Annotated in this window: 30 protein-coding genes; 28 read left to right on the forward strand and 2 right to left on the reverse strand. The window is 45.2% G+C overall.

The features are described from left to right. The first annotated feature begins 74 nt into the window (after nucleotides 1–74). The 14 genes from hisC (at nucleotide 75) to NST47_RS14665 (ending at nucleotide 11,333) form a co-directional block, all read left to right on the forward strand. The gene (gene hisC, locus NST47_RS14600) at nucleotides 75–1,175 is read left to right on the forward strand and encodes a histidinol-phosphate transaminase (protein WP_341155791.1); all 1,101 of its coding nucleotides are present in this window, start codon (nucleotides 75–77) and stop codon (nucleotides 1,173–1,175) included. Between the two features lie 30 nt (nucleotides 1,176–1,205). Beyond that, a complete protein-coding gene (locus NST47_RS14605; RefSeq protein ID WP_341155792.1) occupies nucleotides 1,206–2,300 on the forward strand; it encodes a prephenate dehydrogenase in 1,095 nt (364 codons plus the stop codon). Between the two features lie 339 nt (nucleotides 2,301–2,639). Next, nucleotides 2,640–3,230 (forward strand): RNA polymerase sigma factor, encoded by a 591-nt coding sequence (locus NST47_RS14610; RefSeq protein WP_076227563.1) that lies wholly within the window; start codon nucleotides 2,640–2,642, stop codon nucleotides 3,228–3,230. Then, on the forward strand, nucleotides 3,230–3,859 hold the full coding sequence (locus tag NST47_RS14615) for an anti-sigma factor family protein (RefSeq protein ID WP_341155793.1): 630 nt from the start codon (nucleotides 3,230–3,232) through the stop codon (nucleotides 3,857–3,859). The genes NST47_RS14610 and NST47_RS14615 overlap by 1 nt, the downstream gene beginning before the upstream one ends. Nucleotides 3,860–3,931: 72 nt before the next feature. Then, nucleotides 3,932–4,510: a histidine phosphatase family protein gene (locus NST47_RS14620; RefSeq protein ID WP_341155794.1), complete on the forward strand. Its 579-nt coding sequence runs from the start codon at nucleotides 3,932–3,934 to the stop codon at nucleotides 4,508–4,510. Between the two features lie 151 nt (nucleotides 4,511–4,661). Then, nucleotides 4,662–5,786 (forward strand): hypothetical protein, encoded by a 1,125-nt coding sequence (locus NST47_RS14625; protein ID WP_341155795.1) that lies wholly within the window; start codon nucleotides 4,662–4,664, stop codon nucleotides 5,784–5,786. A gap of 51 nt (nucleotides 5,787–5,837) precedes the next feature. Beyond that, on the forward strand, nucleotides 5,838–6,353 hold the full coding sequence (locus NST47_RS14630; protein ID WP_341155796.1) for a gamma carbonic anhydrase family protein: 516 nt from the start codon (nucleotides 5,838–5,840) through the stop codon (nucleotides 6,351–6,353). 46 nt (nucleotides 6,354–6,399) lie between these two features. After that, nucleotides 6,400–6,588 carry an IDEAL domain-containing protein gene (locus NST47_RS14635; protein WP_076227555.1) on the forward strand — a complete coding sequence of 63 codons (189 nt, stop codon included), beginning with the start codon at nucleotides 6,400–6,402 and terminating at the stop codon, nucleotides 6,586–6,588. 185 nt (nucleotides 6,589–6,773) lie between these two features. Further along, nucleotides 6,774–7,211 carry a DUF2487 family protein gene (locus NST47_RS14640; RefSeq protein ID WP_341155797.1) on the forward strand — a complete coding sequence of 146 codons (438 nt, stop codon included), beginning with the start codon at nucleotides 6,774–6,776 and terminating at the stop codon, nucleotides 7,209–7,211. Nucleotides 7,212–7,454: 243 nt separating this feature from the next. After that, nucleotides 7,455–8,003: a QcrA and Rieske domain-containing protein gene (locus NST47_RS14645; RefSeq protein ID WP_076227551.1), complete on the forward strand. Its 549-nt coding sequence runs from the start codon at nucleotides 7,455–7,457 to the stop codon at nucleotides 8,001–8,003. Nucleotides 8,004–8,019: 16 nt separating this feature from the next. Next, nucleotides 8,020–8,691, forward strand: a complete 672-nt coding sequence (gene qcrB / locus NST47_RS14650; protein WP_076227549.1) for a menaquinol-cytochrome c reductase cytochrome b subunit — start codon at nucleotides 8,020–8,022, stop codon at nucleotides 8,689–8,691. A 15-nt stretch (nucleotides 8,692–8,706) separates the two neighbouring features. Continuing rightward, nucleotides 8,707–9,588 (forward strand): c-type cytochrome, encoded by an 882-nt coding sequence (locus NST47_RS14655; protein WP_240413854.1) that lies wholly within the window; start codon nucleotides 8,707–8,709, stop codon nucleotides 9,586–9,588. 93 nt (nucleotides 9,589–9,681) lie between these two features. After that, nucleotides 9,682–10,338, forward strand: coding sequence for a DUF1405 domain-containing protein (locus NST47_RS14660; RefSeq protein WP_341159673.1), 657 nt, complete (start codon nucleotides 9,682–9,684; stop codon nucleotides 10,336–10,338). Nucleotides 10,339–10,463: 125 nt separating this feature from the next. Further along, nucleotides 10,464–11,333, forward strand: coding sequence for a sporulation protein YpjB (locus NST47_RS14665; RefSeq protein ID WP_341155798.1), 870 nt, complete (start codon nucleotides 10,464–10,466; stop codon nucleotides 11,331–11,333). A gap of 1 nt (nucleotide 11,334) precedes the next feature. Here the strand turns inward: NST47_RS14665 and NST47_RS14670 are convergent, their stop codons facing one another. After that, nucleotides 11,335–12,204: a YitT family protein gene (locus NST47_RS14670; RefSeq protein WP_341155799.1), complete on the reverse strand. Its 870-nt coding sequence runs from the start codon at nucleotides 12,202–12,204 to the stop codon at nucleotides 11,335–11,337. 223 nt (nucleotides 12,205–12,427) lie between these two features. On the opposite strand from NST47_RS14670, the gene NST47_RS14675 reads away from it, so the two are divergent. The 14 genes from NST47_RS14675 (at nucleotide 12,428) to NST47_RS14740 (ending at nucleotide 25,493) form a co-directional block, all read left to right on the forward strand. Beyond that, nucleotides 12,428–12,766 carry a nucleotide pyrophosphohydrolase gene (locus tag NST47_RS14675; RefSeq protein ID WP_076227541.1) on the forward strand — a complete coding sequence of 113 codons (339 nt, stop codon included), beginning with the start codon at nucleotides 12,428–12,430 and terminating at the stop codon, nucleotides 12,764–12,766. Nucleotides 12,767–12,811: 45 nt separating this feature from the next. Beyond that, the gene (locus tag NST47_RS14680) at nucleotides 12,812–13,354 is read left to right on the forward strand and encodes a tetratricopeptide repeat protein (RefSeq protein ID WP_341155800.1); all 543 of its coding nucleotides are present in this window, start codon (nucleotides 12,812–12,814) and stop codon (nucleotides 13,352–13,354) included. Then, a complete protein-coding gene (dapB, locus tag NST47_RS14685; RefSeq protein WP_341155801.1) occupies nucleotides 13,355–14,158 on the forward strand; it encodes a 4-hydroxy-tetrahydrodipicolinate reductase in 804 nt (267 codons plus the stop codon). It begins immediately after the preceding gene. A 22-nt stretch (nucleotides 14,159–14,180) separates the two neighbouring features. Beyond that, complete coding sequence (locus tag NST47_RS14690; protein ID WP_076227535.1) at nucleotides 14,181–14,597, forward strand: methylglyoxal synthase; 417 nt, start codon at nucleotides 14,181–14,183, stop codon at nucleotides 14,595–14,597. Continuing rightward, the gene (bshB1, locus tag NST47_RS14695; protein ID WP_341155802.1) at nucleotides 14,597–15,295 is read left to right on the forward strand and encodes a bacillithiol biosynthesis deacetylase BshB1; all 699 of its coding nucleotides are present in this window, start codon (nucleotides 14,597–14,599) and stop codon (nucleotides 15,293–15,295) included. Before NST47_RS14690 ends, bshB1 begins: the two co-directional genes overlap by 1 nt. Nucleotides 15,296–15,338: 43 nt before the next feature. Next, nucleotides 15,339–16,508 carry an N-acetyl-alpha-D-glucosaminyl L-malate synthase BshA gene (bshA, locus tag NST47_RS14700; RefSeq protein ID WP_341155803.1) on the forward strand — a complete coding sequence of 390 codons (1,170 nt, stop codon included), beginning with the start codon at nucleotides 15,339–15,341 and terminating at the stop codon, nucleotides 16,506–16,508. Nucleotides 16,509–16,516: 8 nt separating this feature from the next. Next, the gene (locus tag NST47_RS14705) at nucleotides 16,517–17,815 is read left to right on the forward strand and encodes a CCA tRNA nucleotidyltransferase (RefSeq protein WP_341155804.1); all 1,299 of its coding nucleotides are present in this window, start codon (nucleotides 16,517–16,519) and stop codon (nucleotides 17,813–17,815) included. A gap of 17 nt (nucleotides 17,816–17,832) precedes the next feature. Further along, nucleotides 17,833–18,819 (forward strand): biotin--[acetyl-CoA-carboxylase] ligase, encoded by a 987-nt coding sequence (locus NST47_RS14710; RefSeq protein WP_341155805.1) that lies wholly within the window; start codon nucleotides 17,833–17,835, stop codon nucleotides 18,817–18,819. A gap of 277 nt (nucleotides 18,820–19,096) precedes the next feature. Next, nucleotides 19,097–19,951 carry a 3-methyl-2-oxobutanoate hydroxymethyltransferase gene (panB, locus tag NST47_RS14715; protein WP_341155806.1) on the forward strand — a complete coding sequence of 285 codons (855 nt, stop codon included), beginning with the start codon at nucleotides 19,097–19,099 and terminating at the stop codon, nucleotides 19,949–19,951. Between the two features lie 13 nt (nucleotides 19,952–19,964). Further along, the gene (panC, locus tag NST47_RS14720) at nucleotides 19,965–20,834 is read left to right on the forward strand and encodes a pantoate--beta-alanine ligase (protein ID WP_341155807.1); all 870 of its coding nucleotides are present in this window, start codon (nucleotides 19,965–19,967) and stop codon (nucleotides 20,832–20,834) included. A 40-nt stretch (nucleotides 20,835–20,874) separates the two neighbouring features. After that, nucleotides 20,875–21,258 (forward strand): aspartate 1-decarboxylase, encoded by a 384-nt coding sequence (gene panD / locus NST47_RS14725; RefSeq protein ID WP_341155808.1) that lies wholly within the window; start codon nucleotides 20,875–20,877, stop codon nucleotides 21,256–21,258. Nucleotides 21,259–21,323: 65 nt separating this feature from the next. Continuing rightward, the gene (locus tag NST47_RS14730; RefSeq protein ID WP_076227520.1) at nucleotides 21,324–21,944 is read left to right on the forward strand and encodes a tetratricopeptide repeat protein; all 621 of its coding nucleotides are present in this window, start codon (nucleotides 21,324–21,326) and stop codon (nucleotides 21,942–21,944) included. A 73-nt stretch (nucleotides 21,945–22,017) separates the two neighbouring features. Then, a complete protein-coding gene (gene dinG / locus NST47_RS14735; protein WP_341155809.1) occupies nucleotides 22,018–24,870 on the forward strand; it encodes an ATP-dependent DNA helicase DinG in 2,853 nt (950 codons plus the stop codon). Then, nucleotides 24,867–25,493: a redox-sensing transcriptional repressor Rex gene (locus NST47_RS14740; RefSeq protein ID WP_076227515.1), complete on the forward strand. Its 627-nt coding sequence runs from the start codon at nucleotides 24,867–24,869 to the stop codon at nucleotides 25,491–25,493. The genes dinG and NST47_RS14740 overlap by 4 nt, the downstream gene beginning before the upstream one ends. A gap of 117 nt (nucleotides 25,494–25,610) precedes the next feature. Here the strand turns inward: NST47_RS14740 and NST47_RS14745 are convergent, their stop codons facing one another. Beyond that, on the reverse strand, nucleotides 25,611–26,609 hold the full coding sequence (locus NST47_RS14745; protein ID WP_341155810.1) for an inorganic phosphate transporter: 999 nt from the start codon (nucleotides 26,607–26,609) through the stop codon (nucleotides 25,611–25,613). Nucleotides 26,610–26,622: the final 13 nt, after the last annotated feature.

Below are 26,622 nucleotides of genomic sequence, written 5' to 3' on the forward strand. Positions count from 1 at the left end.
TGGCAAGCGAACCGTAAATAAGTTAAAATAGTGGTTACGAATGGAAACATCAATTCTTGAATGGAGTGACCTGCGTGCAACCAAAGAAAAATATTGTCCATCTTCCTGTTTATAAACCGGGCAAGCCCATGGATGAAGTAAAAAGAGAGCTTGGTTTAACCGAAGTTATTAAGCTGGCTTCGAATGAGAATCCGTTTGGCTGCTCACCCAAAGCAAAAGAAGCCATCATTGCGAATATTGATCAAACCAGCATTTATCCGGATGGCGGCGCTGTAGAATTAACGGCTGCTGTGGCGAAGCACTTCAATGTGGGAACCGATCAGGTGATTTTTGGAGCGGGCTCCGATGAAATTATTTTAATGCTGGCGCGTGCCTATCTGGTTCCGGGGGACGAGAACATTATGGCGTTCCCGACATTCCCACAATATAAGCATAATGCCGAGATTGAAGGCGCTGTAAGTATAGAGGTGCCTTTGAAGGATGGTACGCATGATTTGCAAGCGATGCTGGATCGGATTAACGAACGCACCAAAATTATTTGGCTGTGCAATCCTAACAACCCGACAGGCACGATGAATTCTCATCAAGAGGTTGTTGATTTTCTGAATGCTGTACCTGCTCATGTGTTGGTCGTACTTGATGAGGCTTATGCCGAGTACAATGTTAGCGGGGATTACCCGGATAGCATTGCACTCATAAATCAATATAAAAATGCTATTGTACTTCGTACTTTCTCCAAAATATATGGACTTGCCTCCCTGCGCATTGGCTATGGTATAGGGCATCCTGAAGTGATTCGTTCGATCAATCAAGTCCGCGAACCTTTCAATACGACCGGATTTGCTCAAAAGGCGGCGCTCGCTGCAATCCAGGATGAAGCCTTTATTAACGACTGCCGTGAAGCCAATGCTCAAGGTATCGTATATTTATCTGAGCAGTTCAGAGCACTTAAGCTGCCGTTTTATCCTGCACATGGCAATTTTATGATGGTGGATGTACAGCGCTCAGGTGCGCAGGTATTTGATTCACTGCTTCGCAAGGGCATTATTATTCGTCATGACCCGACCTGGCAGCTGCCGACTATGATTCGTGTGACGGTTGGAAGCCAGGAACAAAATGAGAAGTTTATCGGTGCGCTGCAGTTGGCGCTTAATGAAGTAACTGCGGGTGTGTAGGCGGACGGTTTTGGGAGGGTTTGAGCTTCAATGATAAAAATTGCTATATTTGGAGTGGGCCTGATTGGCGGCTCTCTGGCGCTCTGTTTTAAAGGAAAGCCTGAGCTGTATGTCGTCGGCCATTCCAATAATCCACGGTCCGTGGACAAATATTTGAAGCATGGTGTGGTTGATCATGCTACGGTGTCGATGGAAGAGGCTGCGACTGACGCTGATTTTATTTTTCTATGTGTTCCTGTCGGGAATATGGAAGATTACTTAAATCAATTGTCACGCTTAAAGCTGAAACCGGGATGTATCATTACGGACGCAGGCAGCACGAAAGCTTCCATTACCGCGTGTGCGGAGCGGCTTGATTTTAAAGATGCCTATTTTATCGGTGGGCATCCGATGGCAGGCAGCGAGAAGACAGGAGTGGAAGCGGCCAGTCTGTATTTGTACGAGAACGCATTTTATGTGCTTACACCGATGGAGCAAACGCCCCAGGAGGCTTATGACAGGCTTGCTGCATTGCTTCGCTGGACTAGAGCTCATATTATAAAAGTCGATTCCAGTCTCCATGATGATATCGTAGGTGCGATTAGCCATCTTCCCCATATTATCGCCGTTGCCTTGGTTAATCAAATAGCAGGCTATAATCAGTCCAATAATTTGTATGAGAACCTGGCGGCTGGCGGTTTCAGGGATTTGACACGAATTGCATCTGGAGACCCGATCATTTGGCGGGATATATTAAGCGATAATCGGGAAGTGCTGTTGAAGCTGCTGGTTGATTGGAACTCAGAAATTGCTCATTTTATTCAACTCTTAAAGGATGATAATGGACAAGGGATTGAGGCCGAGTTCCGTAAAGCCAATGAGTTTCGCAGCAGCCTGCCGGAGCGTCGTAAAGGTGTGCTTTCATCCGTATTTGAAATCTATGTGGATGAGGTTCCAGATCACCCCGGGATTATCGGGCAGATTACGATGCTGCTGGGTAATAACAAAATCAACCTGAGCAATATTCATATTATCGAAAGCCGTGAGGATGTCCCTGGCAATTTGCGATTATCCTTCCGTGATGAAGAGCATATGGATCGAGCGATCGAGCTATTGACACAAGAGAATTACACAGTTCATGTGTAATTCTTTTTTTCTTTGCTTCAAACAAAATTATAAAGCGTTTTCAAATAACTATTGACAATTTGTAACCGTATACATATAATAAAAGTACAGTATGGTTTCTCTCCACTCCTATCCGAAATCATTGCACTATGTGCAACCACCTTTTTTTGAAAAGGTGGTTTTTTTTATGAAATATTTTAGTACATCGTCGAAAAAGCAGGAATTTTGCTCATCATTACCGAATGATATATATTACACCGTAAATATTTTTAATAAACGCGCAACTTTTTTGCTCCCGCAAAGTCAAATGTAGTAAGAATCACTGGGGGTAGCAAGGAATCACAAGGAGGGTCGTATTGAATGACCGATTCCCAGTTGATCAGAGAGATCAAGGATGGTAACGTACAACTTTACGACGAATTAATGCGACGCTACGAACGTAAAATTTTGGCATTTATCTATCACATGTTAAAGAGCGCGCATATGGATTCGATGGCTGAGGATTTATGCAATGAAACCTTTTATAAAGCCTATCGCAGCCTAAGCTCATTTCGAGAAATTGAGGCGACTTTTTCAACATGGCTGTATACGATTGCTAGAAATACCGTGCTTAGCGAACTGCGTAAAAATAATCATGTGAAGGTGTCTTTGGATCAGGGTGGTTTTGAGCCTCATGCTGATGCCGATTCGATGCCAGAAGTAAGTATATTAAGGAATGAGAAAGTATCGATGGTACGAGATGCCATTAATAATTTACCAGAGAAGCAGCGTTCAGCACTCATAATGCGCGAATATGATCAGATGGATTATCAGGAGATTGCGAATATCCTCGGTCAAACCGTAAGTTCGGTCAAATCCTTACTGTTCAGGGCAAGGGCGAGTGTCAAACTTCAATTGGAACCTTACTTTCTTGACCCAGTCTTTGAGGAGTATGAAGGGATGAAACGATGATGAAATGTGAAGAAATTCAAGAGTTACTCGGTGCTTACTGGGATTTGCCAGCGAATGATCCCATAAGAGGCAAAGTTGACGAACATATCAAGCATTGCGAGAGCTGTGCTGCTGAGTTTCAAATATGGCAAGAGAGTACGGATCTGATTCAATGTGCTGCCGAAATGGGAGAACCGTATGCTAATTCTACTCCAATTTCACGCAGTGTTATGGATCGTATCTACAAGGATGAATCATGGAGAGTCCCTGTCACTGGCAAAATGTATGCATTTTCGTTCAAGGTGCGCCGTAACCTGACAGCTATGATCGCGATTTGCCTCGCATTGTTCATTTTCTCATTTGTCTACTCCATAAATAATCAGCCAAGTGGAGATACAGTAGCATTAACAAGTGATTCTTCTGTTATAGGCAGAATGAGTGATCCTGTTGTAGTGGCAGGCGGTAAGGCGGAATCCATGAATGTACGTACAATGCCTTCGGCAGTTGCAAGCCTAAAGGGTTTTAGTGAACCGTTCATGTACCAGGTAGGTCCGATTCATACTTACAAGGATTATCTGCTTTTCTTATCGCTTCTGGGACTGACTTGTACGTTATTGACGATGAACTGGTTTTCCAGAACCAAATCGTAGTTTGAAGCTGAGCCCCTTAGGGGCTCTTTTATATATTTATATAATCGGAATAGAAAGAGAGTGGAATCTACATTGATTACAGTAGGATTGATTCGTCATGGGACGACAGAATGGAATATTGCGGGCAGGATGCAGGGACAAATGGATACAGAGCTTGCAGCCGTCGGTATTGAACAAGCAGAGCTTTTGGCGCATCGACTGAAATCTGAGCTGTGGGATGGCATCATGTCCAGTGACTTGATCAGGGCCAGGCAAACGGCGCACACGATCTCTAATATAACAGGGGTTCCTTTCCTTGGTGAAGACGCTCGTCTGAGAGAAAGGCATTTTGGACAGCTGGAAGGGACCACTTTAGAGGATCGGATTTCACGATTTGGTGAAAGCTGGAGAGAGCAGGAGCTGGGGCTTGAATCAGATGAGGCCTTATTGGAAAGATGGTCTTCATTTTTTGCTGATCTGGAGCAAGCACAGCGTGGGAAACGAGTTCTGGTTGTTAGTCATGGAGGCTACATAGCACCGGTGCTGGAGCGGATTATGGGCGAGCCGGTAGCCTCTCATTTAAGCAACACCTCTATCACCGTGATTGAGCTCACGGCAGATGCGGTGTGGAATTGTCACTTATTGAACTGTACCGCTCACTTGAATAAATGAAATAATATGTAGAGATAGGGACTGCTGAGCTGACTCGGCAGTTTTTTTGCTGTATAACCTAATGCTGCAGGCTATAAAAATTTAATCTTTCACGTTTAAATATGGTGTTTTTTCCAATAATGGTAGTAAGCCATTATCGGAGGTACTCACGATGAATTTAGCGGACATGTTAAGCTACGCCGATATACACGATCTAAGTCGGATCGCGGGCACCTATAATTGCAGCTGTAACGGACATTCCAAAAATGAGCTGATCCAATCCATTCTTGCCACCGTCAGCCGTAAAGATGTTTTTGAACGTCAGGTAACCGATCTATCGATTGAGGGTATCCGCTTTTTGAATTCGTTGATTTTTGACAAGCGCGGCACTTTCAGTATCGAGGAGCTGGTGGCACGGGTTCAGCAGAGCCGTTTCGTGAAGGATGGAGAGGATGCATGGAATCCACGTGAAATGATTACTCGCTTTAAGCAGCAGGGTTGGTTATTTAATGGTCATTCCAGGGATACCCGGTATGTATTTCAGGTCCCCGCCGATTTGAAACAAAGATTTAGCGCAGCCTTGGCCAAGCAGTTTCAGCAGCACATTCAGGTAACGGACGAGCCTGGTGTATACCGGGATGAGCAGAGGCTTATCATTGATGATATCCGCAACTTTCTCAGCTTTGTGCGAGATCAGGAAGTGATTCTCTCTGCTGACCATTATATGTACAAACGACATTTGCAACAGATATTGGATCGCTTGTCGGTTAAGGAAGAGCCTGTTGGTAAAACTGCCTGGCGATTTGGATATGGCCGCATGTTTAAAGAGTATCCAAACCGGTTTTCGTTTATTTACGACTATTGCTATTACAAGGAATGGATAACGGAGCACAATCAGATGCTGGCTTTGACTGCCAAAGGTCTCGATGAGGTCCAGAGTGATCACCATGAGGACTTACTGCAGGTGTATCGATTTTGGCTGAGGCTGTATAAAGGAGCTATTCCAAATGTACAGTCAATCATGCATTGGCTGGAGACGCTGGTCTCGACCTGGGTGACCGTAGATTCCTTGAAAATTGCGCTGCTCCCGTTGATCCGCCCTTTTTATTACGACTCGGCGGAATCTATTTTTGAACAGCGGATCTTGCAAATGCAGATGCATCTGGGCTTGATTCGGATTGGAGAGCATCATGAGCATGGCGCTGTCATTCAATTAACCAAGCTTGGGAGAAGTGTCATCCAAGGAATTTACAAAGCCAACGAGGATTTGCTTGCACTGCCATTTGACAAGCCATAGTGTGCTTGCTAAAATCACTCCCATATCGATAGATCAGAGGAGTGAACGCAAATGTTGCATAGTTATAACGGAATTTCCCCTCAGGTGCATCCAACTGCATTTCTGGCAGAAGGTGTTCAAATCATTGGAGATGTCATCATTGAGGCAGAAGCCACGATTTGGTTCAACACGGTTCTTCGCGGCGATTTGGCCCCGATCCGGATCGGACGCAAAAGCAACATTCAGGATGGCTGTATCGGACATGTGAATGTTGACCAGCCATTGCTGATCGGGGAAGAAGTCTCGGTCGGACATGCAGCAATCATCCATGGCTGCAGCATAGGTAAAGGCACATTAATTGGTATGGGGGCTATTGTACTTAACGGCGCGGTGATTGATGAATATGCTTTAGTAGGGGCGGGATCGTTGGTCACCGAGAATAAGCACATTCCATCCCGTACGCTATCGCTTGGCTCGCCCGCCAAGGTAGTACGCGAGCTTGCAGAGGCTGACCTGCTTCGTATGCAGCGTACGATGGAAAGCTACGTGATCAGAGGCAATGAATACCGTTTGCAGGTGAAACCTTAGTATTCTCGATACAAATCTGAAGCGACCCAGTTTGGAGGTAGGTTCTATGGGTAAAATGAATATTTCCAACGATAAGATGCTGGGCTTGTTTGCCGAGATGGTGCTGGACGAATCCATCCGCAAATATAAGGAGCAACATTTGTACAAAGAGATTGATTTAGCTTTGGCTAAAGGGGATGAAGAAACCTTCCTGACTCTCACCACAGAACTAAAATCGCTCTATGCGCTTGGATAATAACACTGCCCCTTAGGGCCTAATCGATGGCAACCGGTTAAAGACATGTGAATTTTATTCATATGTCTCTTTTTCTATGTTAAACTGGAACAATGTGCGTGATTACGAAGTCAGTATTCTGACAGAAAACCCAGCAAATGCTTACGATGATAGTTTTCCTGCGGAAAACTTTTAGGAGGAACCAAATGAAATTCAGTGATGTCAACGAGAAAACATGGGAAGATTTGCGTCCATACGTGGATACGTGCCTGCTGCCAGTTACGGGAATTAAAGGAGTAGAGCAGCCATGGGAGGCAACCTGCGCATTAGAGGATTTGAGGGATGCCCTGGATTTGTTCGAAATTCCCTACAAGGGCAGGGTCCTGACGTACCCGGCACTGCATTATATTAATGAAGATAGTGGGCTGGAGCAGGTGAACGCGGTCTGCGCACAGCTCAAAACAAATGGATTTGCTTTTGTCATTGTAGTGAGTGCCAAAGCAGAGCTTGCTGACGTATTGACAAAGTCCAATGCGGATCTCGTGTTCACGCTGACGCCCGATTTATTAACGGAATCACTCCCCGCGGAGAAGAAACGAATAGCGGAACAACTGATGCTTTTGTGGGCTGGCAAGAATCAATAATAATTTGTGTATGATCAGTGGCAATTTTGTTAATTCTATGTATGCAGTGTTCGATTTCAATTGTGTGACGAGATGTGACAAATTCGTTAAAAGTTATTGTAAGGACAAGCTTTAGGGGTCTGAAAATGCAGGCAAAATTCTTGACGCACCTTGACTCGTAAGCTATTATTAATAATGTCCTAGTATGTGTTGTAAAGTAATGTCGAACGACATGATATAGTTGCAAAAGGAGGTAGAACACGAGTGAGTGAGCACAATAATCAGGATGGGCATCACCAAGGTGGTTCGGCGGTCAAGCGTCGCGAGATGTCTCGCAGACAATTTCTTTCTTATACCCTTGGTGGAGCCGGAGCATTCATGGGCGCTGGAATGATCGTTCCTATGCTTCGTTTTGCTGTCGATCCTGTCCTTCAACCAAAGACGGAAGCCGCTTGGGTAAAGGTAGTAGAGGCTGCAAAGATTACAGAAACACCAGCATCTTTCAAATTCAAAGTCCATCAGGTCGACGGTTGGTGGGAAAGTGATCCGGAACTTGAAGCCTGGATTTCCAAAGACAAGGCTGGTAACATTTTCGCATTAAATCCAACCTGTAAGCACTTGGGTTGTACGGTTGACTGGAATTCCAATCCGGCCTATAAGGATCAGTACTACTGTCCTTGCCATGGCGCGCACTACACGGCAGACGGTAAGAACCTTGCTGTTGCCCCATTGCCGCTTGACCAGTATGCGCTAAAAACGGAAAACGGCTTTGTTTACGTAGGCCAGCTTGGTCCGAACAAAAGGGTACAATAAGGAGGCGTAGCATCAGATGTTTAAAAATATGTATAACTGGATTGATGAGCGTCTGGATATCACGCCGATGTGGAGAGATGTGGCCGACCATGAGGTACCGGAGCACGTAAATCCGGCGCATCACTTTTCTGCATTCGTCTATTGCTTCGGTGGATTGACGTTTTTTATCACAGTTATTCAAATCCTGTCCGGTATGTTCTTAACCATGTATTATGTTCCAGATATTATCAATGCGTATGCCAGCGTTGACTACCTCCAACACAAAGTCGCTTTTGGCGTTATTGTACGGGGTATGCATCACTGGGGGGCAAGTCTTGTTATCGTCATGATGTTTTTACATACTCTTCGCGTATTTTTTACAGGTTCCTATAAGGCACCTCGCGAAATGAACTGGGTAGTGGGCATGATGATATTCCTGGTTATGCTGGGCCTTGGTTTCACAGGTTACCTGCTGCCTTGGGATAACAAAGCTTACTTTGCTACACAGGTAGGTATCAAAATCGCCGCTTCCGCACCATATATCGGTGATTACGTCAAAACATTCCTGCAAGGTGGAGAAATTGTTGGTGCGCAAACATTAACCCGTTTCTTTGCACTTCACGTGTTCTTCTTGCCAGGTGCATTGCTTGCCCTATTGGCAGGACATTTCTTTATGATTCGTAAGCAAGGAATTTCCGGTCCGTTATAGAAGGAGGTGTGAAAAGTGGCACATGGTCACAATTCTGACGAGAAAATTGTTTATGTAGGTGATTCACGAGTACGCGCTAAGACTTCACGTTTGCCGCAACCCGACTTTTCCGCTTATCCGGGAAAATCGGAAGTGTTTATTCCAAACTTTCTTCTGAAGGAATGGATGGTTGCGGTCGTTGTTTTGGTAGGAATATTGGTATTGGTTATGACGGAGGCAGCACCACTTGGCTATCCGGCAGATCCAACCAATACCCAGTTTATTCCAATGCCCGACTGGTATTTCTTATTCATGTACCAATTGTTGAAGTACCCGTATACATCTGATCAATTCGTTGTGTTCGGTACAGTTATCGTTCCGGGCATACTGTTCGGCGGATTGATTGTTGCTCCTTTTCTGGACACTGGTAAAGAAAGACGCTTTTACAGACGTCCGATTGCTTCAACTTTAATGGTACTAACTTTGGTAGCATGTACGTATCTAACAGTCGTATCATGGACTCATTATGAGCACGAATTGAAGGAAAAAAATATTATTCCTGAGCACATCAAACGTGAAGAAGAAATGCACGCAGCCAAAAGTGCAGGTCTTCCTGCTCCAAGCACGAAGAAAACGGCAACAGCTGTTGCTATTGTAGCAGCAGATGATCCAGGAGCAGAGATCTACAAGAAGGCGACGTGTGTAACTTGTCACGGTGCTGAGCTCAAAGGAATTCCTGCTTCCGGTATCCCCGCACTTCGTGGTGTAGGAGACAAGCACAATCAGGAAGCAATTTTGGGAATTATTAAAAAAGGTGTTGGCAACATGGGTGCACAATATGATGATAATATCAAAAAAGGCCTCACGGAAGCAGACATCACTAAATTAGCGGAATGGCTAAGTAAACAAAAATCCTAATATTTCCAAGACCTGACCGTCAGCAGCATGGTCAGGTCTTTTTTCAAAATTTCTGATAGTATAATTCATGCAGGAGGGGCCCCATTGTTAAGTATGTCGATTCGAACCTATGTATCAAAAGCTTTTCTGTCCAGTAGATTTATGCTCTGGAGCTTATTTTGGGTAAACTTCCTGGGTACGATTTATGGTTACCAATGGTACTGGAATCAGCTCGTCTATACCGCACAAACGATGTCTTCTGTATACTTGCCATTTGTTCCGGATAGTCCAACGGCAAGTCTTTTTTTTACTGGTGTGATCACGTACCTGCTGATTGATTCTTATAAGAATCGCAGTGAGAGTCCGAAAAGAAGCTGGTTTCGCAGTCTGATTGAAGCACTTGCTCTTATTACTTCATTTAAATATGGGGTATGGGCGGTAAGTATGATCTGGGCAGGGGTGTATCAGGGAGATTCCGTGAATTGGCAGGATTGGATGCTAACCTTGTCCCATTTGGGAATGGCTGCAGAAGCTATTTTATATATGCGTTTATACACATATCGGGTTAATGCCATCATTGTCGCAGCACTCTGGACACTTTGGAACGATTATATGGATTATACGGTAGGCGTGTTTCCATGGCTGCCAGCTTCCTTGGACGATGATATTCCTATCGTAGCTGCATTTACAGTCCAGCTTAGCTTTGTGAGTATCATACTTGCCTGGGTTCTAATGAAAATTCGCAGATTGATGGAAAAAAGACAGGTCTAAATATGGACATCCCCCCATACCTTGAGGATATATGAAGCTTACGAGGTAAGCTTTGCTGAAGCAAAACTCAGTAGCGCTTACGAGGCAAGTTTTGCAGTAGCAAAACTCTAAGGGAGGGATGTTCAATGTGGTTTATGAAAAAAGGGAGAGCAGGCTCCCTGGCAATGATCCTATTGCTGGGTGTTCAATTGTTGACGGCCTGTTCCCAGACACAGCTGCCCACGGATCAGGCACTCACACCCAAACCTGCGAAGGATCAATTGCAAAAGCTAGAGGTGCTTAATCAAACTGCTGATGACATGTACAAGAGGGTCATGCAAGGAGATTTGGCTGGTGGACGAGCTGCTCTTCAGCTTCTGAGCGAACAGATTCCGCTAATCCGCTACGAGGGAATTACAACGTTAGAAGGATTAAATGCGCTGACAGAAACGATTACACAGGCAAAGCGGACCTTTAATGCGGTCAATTTGTCCCCCGCTGAAGGACAAGTATCTGTTGCGACGATTCGCCTGGCTACCGATGCTTTGACGCACGCTAATGAACCGATGTGGCTTCAATACTACAATCCGCTGATGAGCGATCTCAAGCAGATGGAGCAGGCTTCACAAGATCAGAAAAAGCCTGAGCTGGTTCAAGCGGCTAATGCTTTTCGTCAGCACATTGCCATCATTCATCCCAGTCTGCTCATTAGTCGAGACCCGACAGAGATAGAGAAGCTGGATTCCATGGTCTTGTTCGTAACCGATCAGGTTCGTTCTGAGCAGGAGCCCTACAAACAAGTACTGAACGTATTGCCTACCCTGCGTAATACGATTGATGTATTGTTTCTGAAAAAAGACGCAACGGCCTACTTGCCTATTATAGATGACCAAAATCCAATTATTTGGAAGCTGGTGCTGGGAGCCGTGATATTGGCTGTTTTGGCGTTTGCAGCCTGGAGACTGTCCAAGAAAGACAATGGACTTGTGGTTGTGAACAAAGCTGCTGATGATTGAGTTATTCGGGCTTAAAGCCTTCTCCAAGTACGTCATGTACCTCGTTGATAATAATAAAAGCACGAGGGTCGACGGTACGGATCAAGTCTTTGAGCCTTTTCATTTCTTGTCGATAGACGACACAGTAAACCATGTTTTTCGGTGTCTTGGAATAGCCACCATATGCAGGGATTAAAGTGGCTCCCCGATCTGTTTGCGATGTGATGATGCTGACCAGTTGGTCGGCATGGTCGGAAATAATCGTAAATGCATGAGCAGCATATGCACCTTCTATAACGATATCAATCACCTTGCTGGTAATAAATACAGCTACAAAAGTATACAAGATTTGTTCCTTGGGAATAAAAAAGAAGGCAGAACCAATCACAATGGCATCAAAAAGCAGAATGATCTGCCCGATACTCCAGCCTTTCCATTTTTGAACGATTCTCGCTATAATATCGGTTCCCCCGGTTGTTCCTCCATAACGAAAGACAATGCCCAAACCAACCCCAAGCGTGAGTCCGGCGTAGGCCGTGACGAGAAAGTAATCCTGCTCCGTTCGAAAAGGCACGATCCAACCACTAACAATTAGCCGCTCCATCACCCATAAAAAAAAAGTAAGCGATAATGTTCCGGTAATCGTATAAATCATGGATTCTCTTCCAAAAATTTTCCATGCCGCTATAAACAAAGGAATATTGATGACTAAAGTCGTTATGGATAATGGGACATGGAAAATATAGTTGATAAGCAAGGCAACTCCGGTTATTCCACCTTCCATTAAGCGATTGGGTATAATAAAATAGTGCAGGCCGAAGGCGTATACCGCTGTTCCGATCAGTATAGGCAGGATAGACTGCAGCCAGTTGATTCCGGCTTTTATTTGCATGGATGAACAGGACCTCCTCAATCACAATTGTCCAGCGACAGGATAATATACAGCGAATTCAGCGGTTGTTATTCTTTAGTATGTCTATTAATGACTCAAAAAAAATTTGTCATCCTATCCTGTTTGCGATAACATGGTAAGAAGGGCTTATAACGAGGTTCACTCACTCCTTTTTGTCCTGAACATAGTGTATATTTGGAATAAGGCTGGTGACGATTTCGCAATGACAGAACGGACGCTCGCAGAGCTGCAGCAGGAAGTAGATGCTTACATATCACAGTTTAAAGAGGGGTATTTTAGTCCGTTGTCCATGCTGGCGCGGATGTCTGAAGAGGTTGGCGAGCTCGCTCGCGAGGTCAATCACCAATTTGGCGAAAAGCCAAAAAAATCCTCAGAAGCTGACAATTCGATTGAGCTTGAGCTCGGTGATATTTTGTTTATTACCATATGTTTTGCGAATTCATTGGGGCTTGATCTTACCGAAGCGCATGATAAAATTATGCACAAGTTTCGGACCCGAGATGCAGACCGCTGGACAAAAATAAACACCGATACGGAATAATTATCATATGCTAAACCATCACCTTTGTAGAAGGGAATGGGCAGCATGGATGGAGAAGAGCAGATCAAGAAGGCCTATGAGTCAATTTTAATGCATGATTTTGAGCAGGCAGTGGAATGGTTTGGGCGGGCGATTGCGATGAATCCTCACAACGCTGCCTTTCATTATAAGTTATCGATTACCTATGCCCGGAGCAACAAGCTTAACAAAGCAATTGAACACGCGAGGCAGGCTGTCAAAATGGAAAGCCATGAAAATACTTATCAACTGCACCTTCAAAATCTTCAGGCCAAGGCATTTATGGTAAAAGCAGAACGCCATCTTACTGATAACGAAGGGCAGCTCTGGCTGGCTGTTTCACTGCTGAAGCGCGCTATAGAGCTGGATTCATTATGTTTGGAGGCTTATTTGCTGCTGGGACACGGGTACGCTATGCTTAAGGAATATGAACAAGCCATCAGTACCATTCACACCTTACTTGAGCTGGACCCTCAGCATGAAATGGGAAAGCGATTGTTACTGGAGTATCAGCAGCGATTAAAAGAAAAAAATAATGATTCGAATGAACGACGAAAGGATTGGATATAGATGACTCAAATTCGTGTAGCTGTAGCCGGAGCGAGCGGCCGTATGGGCCGTGAGGTTGTAAAAATGGTTTTGGAGGATCCGAGTTTGGAACTGGTAGCTGCAATCAGCCACTCCGCAGACTCGTCGATAGATGCAGGCCGAGCCGTTGGTCTTGAGCCGTGCGGTGTTAAGATCACGAACGACCTGGAGCTGGCACTTGTTGAAGGCAAGCCTGATGTATTAGTTGATTTCACAACACCTCATTCCGTGGTCGCTAATACGGCCTTGGCGATTAAATATAGAGTGCGTCCTGTTATTGGAACGACTGGCTTCACACCTGAGGATATTGAAGAGTTTGACAAGCAATGTAAAGCACAAGGAATTGGTGGTATTATAGCTCCTAATTTTTCAATCGGGGCTATACTGATGATGAAGTTTGCTGCACAGGCGGCTAAATATATGCCGAATCTGGAAATTATCGAGTATCATGGGGATCAGAAGCTGGATGCGCCTTCAGGCACTGCGGTTAAAACAGCCGAGATGATTTCACAAAGCCGCGAAGAATTGCGTCAAGGAAATCCCAATGAAAAAGAAACGATCGAAGGCTCACGCGGCGGATTATATGACGGTTTTCGCATACATAGTGTACGTCTTCCTGGAGTTTTTGCCCAACAGGAGGTTATTTTTGGAGCCTTTGGCCAAACCTTGAAAATCAGACACGATTCTTATGATCGTGCAGGTTATATGCCGGGAGTCAAGGTAGCAGTTAACAAAGTGATGGAATTCACGGGTATTGTATACGGTTTTGAGCATTTTATAGATTAAGTCGCAGAGGAGATTTATTGAAATGAACATCGCATTGATTGCACATGACCGTAAAAAGGACGAGATGGTGAACTTTATCATCGCTTATGAGACGGTTTTTGAGAATCATATTTTATACGCAACAGGAACAACGGGCACTCGAATTATGGATGTTACGAAGCTCTCCATTCACCGTTTTATGTCTGGACCACTTGGCGGTGATCAGCAAATCGGTGCTATGGTGGCAACGAATGAAATGGATCTGATTATTTTTTTGCGCGATCCGTTAATGGCTCAGCCGCATGAGCCTGATATTACTGCGCTGCTTCGTTTGTGCGACGTGCAAGGAATTCCATGCGCAACGAACATTGCGACCGCGGAAATTTTGGTCAAAGCGCTTGAGCGCGGGGATTTTGCATGGCGTGAATTAGTACACAAATATAAGCCAGGTGAACTCTAATGAGTTCATCCTTGGACATGCTCATCTTTGGTGCACACCCGGACGATGCGGAAATCGGAATGGGAGGAACCATTTGCAAGCATACAGCAGCAGGTTACCGCGTAGGTATCTGTGATTTGACATACGCGGAAATGTCCTCCAACGGTACTGTAGAAATTCGGCAGCAAGAGGCGAATCTGGCATCGGGTGCACTAGGACTGGCTGAGCGTAGTAATCTTGGACTTCCGGACCGAGGTTTATGGATCAATGCATCGAATGTTGCAGCAGTAACACAGGAAATACGCAAGCATAAGCCGCGTGTCGTATTTGCTCCTTATTGGGAAGATCGTCATCCCGATCATATTGCCTGCAGTAAGCTGGTTCAAGAGGCGGTATTTAATGCAAAGCTTCGACGTTATGAGCCGGAAACAGAGGCACATACAGTAGAAGCCTTATATTTTTACTTTATTAATGATGTCTACGAAGCTGATTTGCTTGTTGACATTTCCGGAATACATGAGCAGAAAATGAAGGCTTTGCAAGCATATCGCTCCCAGTTTGAAACAGTTGGGAGTCACAATGATTACGTCCACACGCCGCTCAATCAGGGCTATCTGGAAAGAATCGTCGCGAAGGATCATATGTTAGGCCAGAAGCGCATGGTCGCTTTTGCGGAAGGTTTCGTCACGAAGGTACCTTATCTTATTCAACAATTTTAATTCATACAGAAGCTTTCAATTTACACGTAAGGGAGGGAGTCCCATGAAGGAACGTCTAAAAATTGGTATTACCTGTTATCCGACGTTGGGCGGCTCGGGAGTTGTAGCAACAGAGCTCGGAAAACTGTTGGCTGAGAAAGGCCATGAGGTCCACTTTATCACACATAGCATGCCTTTTCGTCTAGGTAAATTTGATCGGAATATTTTTTATCATGAGGTAGAAGTTAACGATTATTATGTGTTTAAATATCCTCCATATGATTTATCACTAGCAAGTAAGCTGGCGCAGGTAGCCCAACTCGAAGGTCTCGATTTGCTGCATGTACATTATGCCATCCCCCATGCGGTATGTGCGTTATTGGCCAAACAGATGGTCGGCGATCATTTGAAGGTTGTGACTACCCTACACGGCACAGACATTACTGTACTGGCGCAGGATGAGTCGTTAAGTGATTTAATTCGGTATGCTATTAATCAGAGTGACGCTGTAACCGCAGTGTCGCAGGATTTGATTGAAGAAACGCGCAGACTGCTTTCCATAGATAAGCCGATTGATTTGGCCTACAATTTTGTTGATAAACGAGTGTACTACCCACGAGAAGTAACGGCGCTGCGTAAAGAATTTGCCCAGCCTGATGAAAAAATATTAATACATATTTCAAACTTTCGACCTGTGAAGCGGGTAACCGATGTTGTAGAAATATTCAACCAAGTATCCAAGGATGTGCCCAGTCGTCTGTTATTTGTCGGAGAAGGTCCCGAGTTATCAAAAGTATTGTGCAGGGTAAAAGAGCTGGGCTTGCTGGATCGGGTTACATTTTGCGGCAAGCAGGATGATGTGGCTCAATTGCTATCATTATCTGATGTGATGCTGCTCCCTTCGGAAAAGGAAAGCTTTGGTTTGGTAGCACTGGAGGCCATGGCTTGTGGGGTTCCTACTGTTGCGTCCAATACAGGGGGAATTCCAGAGCTGATCGTTCATGGAGAATCCGGATTTTTGGCGGACATCGGAGATATTGATCAAATGGCACATTACACAAAACAGCTGCTTACCGACGCAGCATTATATGAAAAGGTGACAGAAGCCTGCTTATATCGGGCGCGTTATACGTTCTGTAATGATCTTATAACCAGACAATATGAAGAAATGTATTATCGTGTACTTGGACTTCCAATTCCGGATGAGATTAAGCTGAGGCCGATAAACTGTTAGGTGAAGGAATGAAGGAAATGATGGAGCAAGGGGCTTATAGCGTGCTTACGAAGCTGCAGGAGCAGGGTTACGAGGCTTATTTGGTTGGCGGCTGTGTTCGCGATAAGCAGCTGCTTCGGCCCGTCAAGGATTATGATATTGCCACCTCTGCCAAGCCCGAGCAGGTGCTGGAGCTATTTGAACGCACGATCCCAACAGGGCTGCAGCATGGTACGGTAACGGTTGTCCTTGGAGCTCATCATTATGAGGTAACTACCTTTCGTAAAGAGGCGGCTTATGAGCAATTCCGTCGTCCTGCCGAAGTGCAGTTTATTGACAGTTTGCATGAGGATTTGCAGCGGCGTGATTTTACGATGAATGCGATGGCGCTGGATCAGCATGGGAATTTAATTGATCCGTTTGGTGGTTTAGCTGATATGGAGCACGGGCTGCTCCGGTGTGTGGGTAACGCTTCGGAACGGTTTACAGAGGATGCGTTGCGTATGCTTCGCTGTATCCGATTTTCCGCAGAATATGGCTTGGAGGTGGAGGCAGCAACATGGAAGGCTTTGTGTGAGCATTCCCTGCTTCTTAAGCATATCGCAATGGAGCGGGTACGCATGGAGCTGGAACGGATGATTGCAGGAGCAGATCCGCTGAAAGCTCTTAGGTTGCTGGTCTCAAGCGGCATTCTCCGTGAAACGAAGCAAGCCTTAAAGCTGGCTCAGTTGGATCCGGTGCATATGCCGGCTGCTATCCATTTGCTATTGGAATCGGATGCACGATGGACCTATTTATTTTTGTCAATCGGTTTGAATGCAGCTGAGATCGAAGCAGATATGAGAGTACTGACCTTTTCTGTGGATCAAATAAAACGGGTTTATAAGGCGGCAGCGGCATTCTATATGCTTAGGGATGGGCTTCTCCTGAATCAGCCTGAATATGTTCAAGAACCAACTCTTGAGAAAAGGCTTGAACATCTATGGAAGCTCGGCGCCTTGACCTACGGTAAAGCGGCATGGCTTACACTTTATGATATTCTGGCTGTCGAGCCTCGGTGGATGGTAAGTCATGGCATCACGGTTGAGGCAGGTTCTATCGTGCTTAGCCGCGGGAAGGAATGGCTTGATGCATTGATCGTAGACAGTCTCAAACAGCTTCAGGTCGGGGGTAAGGAGCTTCTTGCACATATGAATAAGCCACCAGGACCGTGGGTCACTGAGGTTCTTAATCATTTATTACAGGAAACGGCGCTTGGACGGTCGCCGAATGAAACCGGCTTGCTGATTGCTGAAGCCGAGCAATTCGTCAAATATCATAATCTGTAGGGAAGCGGTACATCTGTATGAATATTAATGAGCAATTGATACAATTATTTGTCAGTAATCCGGATGTATTTCTGTCCGGTGAAGAGCTGAGCAACAAGCTCGCATGCAGCCGTACCGCGGTATGGAAGCATATTGAGCGTTTACGTGCGGAAGGATATGTCTTTGAAGCCGTTCCGCGCAAGGGCTATCGATTCATAAGCAAGCCGGACAAGCTGGATATCGAGCATATTATGGAGCAGCTGCAGACCCGTGTATTAGGGCGCAAGATTCTGTATTATGATGAGGTTGAATCCACGAATACGTTGGCGCATGCGATGGTGCTTGAAGGTGCGGAAGAAGGTACGCTTGTCATTGCCGAGCATCAAACGACAGGTCGCGGCAGAATGGGACGCAAATGGCATTCTCCCAAAGGAAAAGGCTTATGGATGAGTTTGGTGCTGAAGCCGCAGATTACACTCCAGTTTGCCCCTCAGCTTACGCTGCTGGTAGCCGTCGCTTTATGCAGATCGATTCGTAAGCTAACCTCGCTTCAGGTTGGCATCAAGTGGCCAAACGATTTGTTAATTGAAGGCAAAAAAATTAGTGGAATCCTGTTAGAATCCAGTGCCGATGAAGAGAAGCTGCAGCACGTCATAGCAGGGATCGGAATTAGTGTAAATCTGGATTTGGACGATTTTCCTGAAGAATTAAGGTCGGTAGCAACATCCTTATCGATAGAAGCAGCCCAACAGATTGATCGTACTCAGCTGTTATGCCAATTTTTACTGGAGCTTGAGACTTTGTACGAGCTGTATCATGAGCATGGCTTTGCGCCTGTAAAGCTCTTGTGGGAAGCACTTAATGTATCACTTGGCTGTACGGTTCGTTCGCAAGGACCACAAGGCGTGATTGAGGCAACGGCAGAAGGCATTGATGATGCAGGAGCCCTCGTTGTCCGACTTGCCGATGGGTCTCTGACCAAATGGTATTCAAGTAATGTGGAATTTGGTTCACGGCAAAAATAATGTCTGTTCGTTGAATATAAAATTTGTTATAATAGAGCTAATATGAGGCGATATCAGTGATGAATTGCACTCACAAACCTGTTTTTGATTATTGTGAATGGAATCGTTTAACAACTGAAAAGCTTTATGGAATATGTCGGATTCTGCTCTGAGCCTAACGGACCGAGACAGAAGGATCATATGATGTTAGTTCATGTGACCTTTTTGCCTATCCTTGGCTGAAAGGTTTTTTTGTTTGTGATAGTGGTAACCTAAGCTACAGGAAGCAGGTGTTAACATGGAGAAACGTAAAGCGAACACGGTCACTAAATTTAAAAAGATGAAGCAAGATGGTAATCCGATATCTGTGATAACGGCTTACGATTATCCTTCTGCACGTTTGGCAGAGGAAGCAGGTGTTGATGCTATCCTGGTTGGTGATTCCTTAGGTAATGTCGTTCTGGGATATGAATCCACGATTCCAGTCACATTGAATGATATGATTTATCATTCGCGGTCCGTTGTGCGCGCGGCCACATCTACCTTTGTCGTGACGGATCTTCCATTCATGACGTATCATGGCAGTCTGGATACAACGCTTCGTAATGCAGCTCGTATTATGCAGGAAGGGTTAGCCAACTCGGTGAAGATGGAAGGCGGATTGGAGATCACAGAAGCCGTAGCAGCCTGTACAAGGGCAGGTATCCCGGTTATGGGGCACATCGGTTTAACGCCACAGTCGATTCATCAAATTGGCGGCTACAAGATTCAAGGGAAAAGCTCGGAGCAAGCCCGCAGGCTGTTGGATGAAGCTAAGGCTTTGGAGCAAGCAGGTGCTTATGCGATTGTACTTGAGCTTGTAACCGAGGAGCTAGCCGCGCATATCACGGAGCAGCTTTCCATTCCAACTATCGGTATTGGTGCTGGTCCACAATGTGATGGGCAGGTTCTCGTATTCCATGACGCTTTGGGCTATGGATCGGATATAACGCCCAAACGATTTGTCAAAGTTTATGCGGAAACAGGCGAAGCGATCCGCAGCGGGTTAAAGCAATATGTAGCTGAAGTGAAGAACCGCAGCTTCCCTGCACGCGAGCATACTTATCATATGGATGAAGAAGTTGCCGCTGTTCTGTATGGCAGCAGCAAATAGAGGAGGCACCAGGTTGAAGCACATACATCAAATACAAGTTTTGCGGGATACAATAAGTAACTTAAGAGCCGAGAAGCCCAACATACGTATCGGATTTGTACCAACGATGGGTTTTCTTCATGAAGGCCATGCAAGTCTGCTTCAAGCGGCACGCCAGCAATGTGATATTGTCATACTCAGTATATTTGTCAATCCGCTGCAATTTGGACCGAATGAGGATTTTGAACGTTATCCGCGGGATGAAGCACGTGATTTGGCATTGGCGAAAGCGGCAGGTACGGATATTGTATTTAGCCCTTCAACAGCTGAAATGTATCCGCGGCCTAGCAAGACGCAAATACTGGTATCTGGGGTAACTGAACGGCTGTGCGGCGCATCGCGTCCAGGGCATTTTGACGGTGTTGGCATCGTCGTGACGAAATTGTTCCAAATCATCCAGCCTGACGCAGCTTTTTTTGGCATGAAGGATGCCCAGCAGGTAGCAGTTATTAAACAGCTGGTTGCCGATTTAAATATGCCGGTAGAAATTGTACCTTGTGCGATCATTCGTGAGCAGGATGGATTAGCGATGAGCTCACGTAATGTTTATCTGCAGCCTGAGGAACGCGAGCAAGCTCTCGTGCTCTCACGTACGTTAAAGCAGGTCGAGCAGCAGGTTATCGAAATGAGTGGGAATTTGCCCGCATCAGAGCTGCAACAAGCGATACGTAAGCAAATTGAGGAAATGCCATTAGCGGATATCGATTATGTGGAAATATTGGCTTACCCTGACCTGGAGCCCATAGAACGTGTGAAAGATGCGAAGGAAGTTATTATCGCTTTGGCTGTCCGTTTTGGCAAAACAAGACTGATTGACAATGTAATTATCCAGTTGCAGGAATAGCTTACATCGATAAGCGGCAACAACCAGGAGGTTAACAACTATGTTCAGAACTATGCTGAAATCCAAAATACACCGCGCTACCGTTACGGAAGCTAACCTTAACTATGTCGGAAGTATTACCATCGACGAAGATTTAATTGATATGATCGATATTCTTCCTAATGAAAAGGTGCAGATTGTGAACAACAACAACGGTGCGCGCTTTGAAACCTATGTCATTCCGGGTCCACGCGGCTCTGGCGTGATCTGTTTGAATGGGGCCGCGGCACGTCTGGTACATCCCGGTGATACTGTCATTATTTTATCCTTTGTGATGATGTCTGACGAGGAAGCCAAAAAGCATACCCCGAGTATAGCCATTATGGGCGAAAATAATAAGGTTATCAGCGTTCTTAAGGAAGAAATTCATTCCACCGTGCTGTAACGAATGAAAAGAGGCTTTCGAGCGAAAAATGAGGGTATGCTCAAAGCTTAAGGTGGGATGCGCTTATGTTCAAACATCTTTTTACCTCGATGAATGAAATGCTCGATGAAGTTGCTGTGTATTATAAGGCGGCAGCAGGTGTGCACAAGCAGGAGCTTGAGGAAAAGCTGCATATGCTCAAAACGATGAGTGACACTTTTATTGAAGAGTGGCTGCTGTTTGAGGAGAAGCTTGCATGTTTTTACAGGGACCAGCAGCCAGCAGCGGCTTTAACCGACGGAATGAAGACGGAATTGGGTGACGTTCGCACAGCCGAGTTTGTAAGGGGGCAGGGCTATTACAAGCTGATGATGTTCAGCGAAGCAATCCGGGAATTTACGGTGTTGGTTCGTGAGCAGCCGGACTTCACCTTGGCGAGACTGTATTTAGCCATGAGCTTTTTGCAAAAAGGTGACATATCCGACAGCTACGGACATTTTATTTTCTTATCCCAATGCACACACAATCATCAAATCAAAGCTATTTCCTGCAGTGCGATGGGTTGTATTCAAATGCATGAGCAGAATGTAGACAAGGCCTCCGAGTACTTCAATTTGGCGTTTCAATCGGATCCATCCAGTGTAGAGCCTCTTCTCGAAATGGGATTATGCAGTGAAAAAAAAGGACAGCTTGATTTCTATTGGTAATTTTTCTATTCCCTTTTTGGATGAGTATTGGTATGCTTAAAAGAAACAAGAACGAAGGAGTATCTGAAGAGTAATGAAATTCGCGGTTTTGGATTTTGAAACGACCGGGAGCCAGACTACGGACCGCATTATTCAGGTTGGCCTCGTCATAATAGTAGATGATACCATCACGGACAGGTATACTTCTCTGGTAAATCCAGGGGTCAGTATACCTTCTTCTATAATATCTTTAACAGGCATAGATGATGAAATGGTTAAAGATGCGCCCGAGCTGGATACGGTCATGGCCCGTATGGTGCCACTTTTGCAGGATTGTGTACTGGTCGGTCATGCGATTGCATTTGATTTGTCATTTTTGCAACGAGCTTTGGATGAGCATGGATATTTTGCGTTTGATGGTAAAGTACTCGATACAATTGATGCGCTTCGTGTATTATTTCCATCCTTATCCAGCTTTCAGTTAAGTATGGTATGTAACAGCTTCGGTATTGAGCATGAGCGACCACACCAGGCAGATAGTGACGCAGAGGTTACTGCGCTATTATGGATACGCTGTCTGCAGCGGTTTCAGGAATTGTCTCTGCTTACATTGCAGCGCTTATCGATGGTATTTGATGAAGTTACGACCGACTTTGGCTGGTTTGTGCGCGAAATGATTATGTTCAAGGAAATGTTTGCGGGAGACGAAGAGCCAGCCGGCCAAAATTATCGACAGTTTACTCTTGCAGTCAAGGACTGGGGCGAAGAGGATTCAGTTCGGGAAGAGAAAGACTTATTAACGCTGCCAGATGATTTCGCCGTATTTTTTGCTCAGCTGAAACAAGCGCTCAAGGAGCGCTTTACAGCTTATGAGGATCGTGAAGCACAGGAGATTATGCTGGCCGAGGTTGAAGCTGCGTTCGAGCAGGAGCGGCATCTGATGATCGAGGCTGGTACTGGCACAGGTAAATCGCTTGGCTATTTAATACCCTCCTTGTTTTACGGGTTAAAGCATGACAAAAAAATGCTCGTTAGTACCCATACGATCAATTTGCAGGAGCAGATCAGGGAAAGAGACATTCCGCTGTTGATGGATTTATTTCCAGTCGGCTTTCGTGCTGCCGTATTCAAAGGAAGAAGCCATTATTTATGCTTGCGCAAATTTGAGACCAAGATGGGCCAGCAGGATTTTGAGCATGGCAAGGAAGATCGGCTGACGGCGGGACAAATGCTGGTGTGGCTGAGTGAAACCGAACATGGCGACGATGAAGAGCTGCATTTTAGCGGCAAAGGCACGCAGTTCTGGCATTCGGTTGCGAGCGACTCGGATTCTTGCCTGAATCGTGCCTGTCCGTGGTTTAAAAAATGCTTTTACCACCGGGCTCGCAACAATGCTAGCAATGCAGACCTGGTGATTACCAATCATTCGATGCTGTTTACAGATACGAAGGCAGAAAGTCGGCTGCTTCCAAGCTACAAGCATTTGGTCATTGATGAAGCGCATCATTTTGAAGAGGTGGCCAGCAAGCATCTGGGTATCGAGGTCGTATACGGTGCTTTTGTCGGTACTCTGTGGTGGCTGTACAAGGATAGTCGTAATGGACAACTTCCCATATTAAGCTCAAAGCTGAGCAGGGCAGACGGCGAAAAGGGTCTTGCGTGGAGTCAGATTCTGGATGCGATGCTTCCTGTTCTGCTGCAGATAAAAGAGGAATGGGATGAATTGACCGATTTGCTCTTTCAATTGGTATCAACCCGTTCTGACCCTTCCCAGCAAACTGAAGGCGGACAATTGGTTTACCGGCTTAAAAAGGATGACAAACCACCAAGCTGGGATAAGCTTCTTGTGCTGGAAGAGAACATGTATTTAAAGCTGACTGAAATTTTGAAAAAGCTGGATAAAGTGCTTAACGAAGTAAAAGATCAGCAGGAAGTGCTGGATGTACAGGGGTTGGTGACCGACATTAGCGGTTCGGTGAAGGAACTGTACAGGCTAAGGGACAATCTTCACTTTTTTATGGCTTTGACCGACGATAACTATGTATACTGGCTTGAAGCGGGAACTAGCAAAAGTAAGTCCATTCAGCTTATTAGTGTACCCGTAGATGTCAGTCCGATGCTTCAGGAGCATTTCTTCGAAGCCAAGGATAGTGTGATTATGACGTCTGCGACACTATCAGTTGGCAAATCCTTTGACTATACATGTGAACAGTTAGGCTTGAATACCAATGAACCTGAGGCCAAGCTGAAAACGGTCCAACTGCAATCGCCTTTCAATTATCGTCAGCAAGCGCTGGTTGCGATACCAAGAGATTTTCCCAGCATACGCAGCAACTCTGGTGATAAACATTTTCTGGACAATTTGTCTCAGTCCCTGGCGGAAGTAGCCCTGGAAACGAAGGGACGTATGCTGGTGTTATTTACATCCAACCGGATGCTGAAGCTAACCCACGCGGCTTTAAAAGAGAAGCTGAGTCCATTTGGCATAGGTGTATTAGGCCAGGGTGTAGATAGCAGCAACCGCAGTAAGCTGACGCGGCTGTTCCAGAATAGTCCTTCGAGTGTATTGCTCGGAACGAGCAGCTTCTGGGAAGGTGTCGATATTCCCGGTGATGCATTAACTTGTCTGGCGATTGTCCGGTTGCCTTTTCAACCACCGAACCATCCTTTGGTCGAAGCAAAGATGGAGAACCTGAAGAAACTGAATCTGAATCCTTTTATGAAATTATCGGTACCCCAAGCAGTCATTCGTTTCAAGCAAGGCTTTGGACGTCTCGTTCGTACAGCCAAGGATAAGGGTATTGTCATTATTTACGATACGCGTGTTATTGATTCGACCTACGGAAAATACTTTTTGTATTCGCTACCCGGACCCAAAATCGAACATATGCCTACGAATCAGCTAGTGGGTAGAATTAAGCAATGGATGGGAGAAAGCGAAGTATGAAAACGATCAAAATATCGGAAGCAGTTGTTCGAAGACTCCCTGTGTATTTACGCTATTTGAATGAACTCAGTAAAAAAAGTGTGCACACCGTTTCTTCACAGGATTTGGGTCAGAAGCTTGATCTGAACCCTGCTCAAATCCGTAAGGATCTGGCTTACTTTGGTGAATTTGGGAAAAAAGGAATCGGCTATGATGTCGATTATCTGATAGAAAAAATTCGTCAAATTCTGAAGCTGGATAAGGTCATTCCAGTCGCATTGGTTGGAGCGGGTAACTTGGGCAGGGCGCTGTGCAATTATAACGCCTACCTGAGGGATAATATGAAAATTGTTGCTATATTTGATGCCCATGAATCGAAGATTGGCGAATCCATTAACAATCTTAAGGTTAAGCCTATGGGAGAGCTGAAGGAAACCATCAGAAGTCTGCAGGTGAGGATCGGAATCATCACCGTTCCTGCCTTTGAAGCACAAAATGTTGCTAATCAATTTGTGGATGGCGGTGTAGAAGCCATTCTGAATTTTGCTCCGATCATTATTAAGGTGCCGAATGAGATTCGAGTTCATCATGCTGATTTCACTACGGAGCTGCAAAGCCTTGCTTATTATCTGGATGAAGAGTAAGGGTCATAGACAAGAGTTTTTTAACTCCTGGTATGAAAATGATAATCCACAAAAAGACCATTCAAAAGCTTTAAGCTTTTGAATGGTCTTTTTGTGATGTTGAAGCAGTTAGAAGATCTATACAAATAAAGCAATGACTTTGTAGATAAGAAATGAAAGTATCATCGAGATCGGAATGGTAATAATCCAGGTCATAACCATTTTACTAACAGTGGACCATTTAACATCATGAAATCTCATGACCGTACCCGTTCCTATGATGGAGGAAGAGATAACATGTGTGGTCGATAATGGCATGCCAATGGCAGTTGAGGTTTGAATGATGATCGAAGAATTCAAATCGGATGCGAAGCCATTGATCGGTTCAATCTTCAGCAGTCGGCTGCCCATCGTTTTGATGATTCTATAGCCACCAATGGAAGTGCCTAGGCCCATCGCGGTTGCAGCAGAAATTTTGACCCATAAGGGTACATCCAGTTCTGTCTGGTAGCCAAGAGTAACAAGTCCAAATACCATAATTCCCATTGCTTTTTGTGCGTCGTTGCCACCATGGGACAATGAGAGAAGTCCAGCAGAAAAGATTTGAAAAAAACGGAACATCCGATTCATCTTGGATCGAGATTGGTTGCCATTTACAATGATAAGCTTTCGAATGATCCACATGATCAGAAAACCTGTGGCGAAGGCGATGATTGGCGAAAGGACCAGGATAATGACAATTTCTTTGAAGCCACTCCAGTTTAAAGCTGCAAAGCCCGCACCGGATATAACGCTGCCAGCCAAAGCTCCGATTAAGGTGTGCGATGAGGAGGAAGGAATCCCATAATACCAAGTAATGAGGTTCCATATAATAGCTGTTAGCAGCGCAGCGATCAAAATTTCGACGCCATGCGGAATAGTTGCCGGATTAGCTACCTTGCCACCTACCGTTTTGGCAACCTCGGAGGAATATATCGCACCTATAAAATTTAAAACGGATGCAAAAATGATTGCGAATTTGGGTGTCAGGGCCCTGGTAGAGATTGATGTAGCAATCGCATTGGCTGTATCGTGAAACCCGTTGATAAAATCAAAGATGAGCGCCAAAGCAACAATGATTATTAATGTAGTTAACATAATTTCCTCCTAG

It is taken from the genome of Paenibacillus sp. FSL H8-0034 (assembly GCF_038000305.1).
In the GTDB taxonomy this organism is placed as follows: Bacteria; Bacillota; Bacilli; order Paenibacillales; family NBRC-103111; genus Paenibacillus_S.

Bases quoted from the DNA above. Each gene is read 5' to 3' on its own strand.
- bshA (WP_341155803.1), top strand. From the start codon at position 15,339: ATGAAGGAACGTCTAAAAATTGGTATTACCTGTTATCCGACGTTGGGC.
- NST47_RS14640 (WP_341155797.1), top strand. From the start codon at position 6,774: ATGAAATTCAGTGATGTCAACGAGAAAACATGGGAAGATTTGCGTCCA.
- dinG (WP_341155809.1), top strand. From the start codon at position 22,018: ATGAAATTCGCGGTTTTGGATTTTGAAACGACCGGGAGCCAGACTACG.
- bshB1 (WP_341155802.1), top strand. From the start codon at position 14,597: ATGAGTTCATCCTTGGACATGCTCATCTTTGGTGCACACCCGGACGAT.
- NST47_RS14675 (WP_076227541.1), top strand. From the start codon at position 12,428: ATGACAGAACGGACGCTCGCAGAGCTGCAGCAGGAAGTAGATGCTTAC.
- NST47_RS14740 (WP_076227515.1), top strand. From the start codon at position 24,867: ATGAAAACGATCAAAATATCGGAAGCAGTTGTTCGAAGACTCCCTGTG.
- panD (WP_341155808.1), top strand. From the start codon at position 20,875: ATGTTCAGAACTATGCTGAAATCCAAAATACACCGCGCTACCGTTACG.
- NST47_RS14710 (WP_341155805.1), top strand. From the start codon at position 17,833: ATGAATATTAATGAGCAATTGATACAATTATTTGTCAGTAATCCGGAT.
- NST47_RS14690 (WP_076227535.1), top strand. From the start codon at position 14,181: ATGAACATCGCATTGATTGCACATGACCGTAAAAAGGACGAGATGGTG.
- NST47_RS14670 (WP_341155799.1), bottom strand. From the start codon at position 12,204: ATGCAAATAAAAGCCGGAATCAACTGGCTGCAGTCTATCCTGCCTATA.
- NST47_RS14625 (WP_341155795.1), top strand. From the start codon at position 4,662: ATGAATTTAGCGGACATGTTAAGCTACGCCGATATACACGATCTAAGT.
- NST47_RS14635 (WP_076227555.1), top strand. From the start codon at position 6,400: ATGGGTAAAATGAATATTTCCAACGATAAGATGCTGGGCTTGTTTGCC.
- qcrB (WP_076227549.1), top strand. From the start codon at position 8,020: ATGTTTAAAAATATGTATAACTGGATTGATGAGCGTCTGGATATCACG.
- NST47_RS14665 (WP_341155798.1), top strand. From the start codon at position 10,464: ATGTGGTTTATGAAAAAAGGGAGAGCAGGCTCCCTGGCAATGATCCTA.
- NST47_RS14660 (WP_341159673.1), top strand. From the start codon at position 9,682: ATGTCGATTCGAACCTATGTATCAAAAGCTTTTCTGTCCAGTAGATTT.
- NST47_RS14630 (WP_341155796.1), top strand. From the start codon at position 5,838: ATGTTGCATAGTTATAACGGAATTTCCCCTCAGGTGCATCCAACTGCA.
- NST47_RS14605 (WP_341155792.1), top strand. From the start codon at position 1,206: ATGATAAAAATTGCTATATTTGGAGTGGGCCTGATTGGCGGCTCTCTG.
- NST47_RS14745 (WP_341155810.1), bottom strand. From the start codon at position 26,609: ATGTTAACTACATTAATAATCATTGTTGCTTTGGCGCTCATCTTTGAT.
- panB (WP_341155806.1), top strand. From the start codon at position 19,097: ATGGAGAAACGTAAAGCGAACACGGTCACTAAATTTAAAAAGATGAAG.
- NST47_RS14705 (WP_341155804.1), top strand. From the start codon at position 16,517: ATGAAGGAAATGATGGAGCAAGGGGCTTATAGCGTGCTTACGAAGCTG.
- NST47_RS14730 (WP_076227520.1), top strand. From the start codon at position 21,324: ATGTTCAAACATCTTTTTACCTCGATGAATGAAATGCTCGATGAAGTT.
- NST47_RS14615 (WP_341155793.1), top strand. From the start codon at position 3,230: ATGAAATGTGAAGAAATTCAAGAGTTACTCGGTGCTTACTGGGATTTG.
- dapB (WP_341155801.1), top strand. From the start codon at position 13,355: ATGACTCAAATTCGTGTAGCTGTAGCCGGAGCGAGCGGCCGTATGGGC.
- NST47_RS14680 (WP_341155800.1), top strand. From the start codon at position 12,812: ATGGATGGAGAAGAGCAGATCAAGAAGGCCTATGAGTCAATTTTAATG.
- NST47_RS14610 (WP_076227563.1), top strand. From the start codon at position 2,640: ATGACCGATTCCCAGTTGATCAGAGAGATCAAGGATGGTAACGTACAA.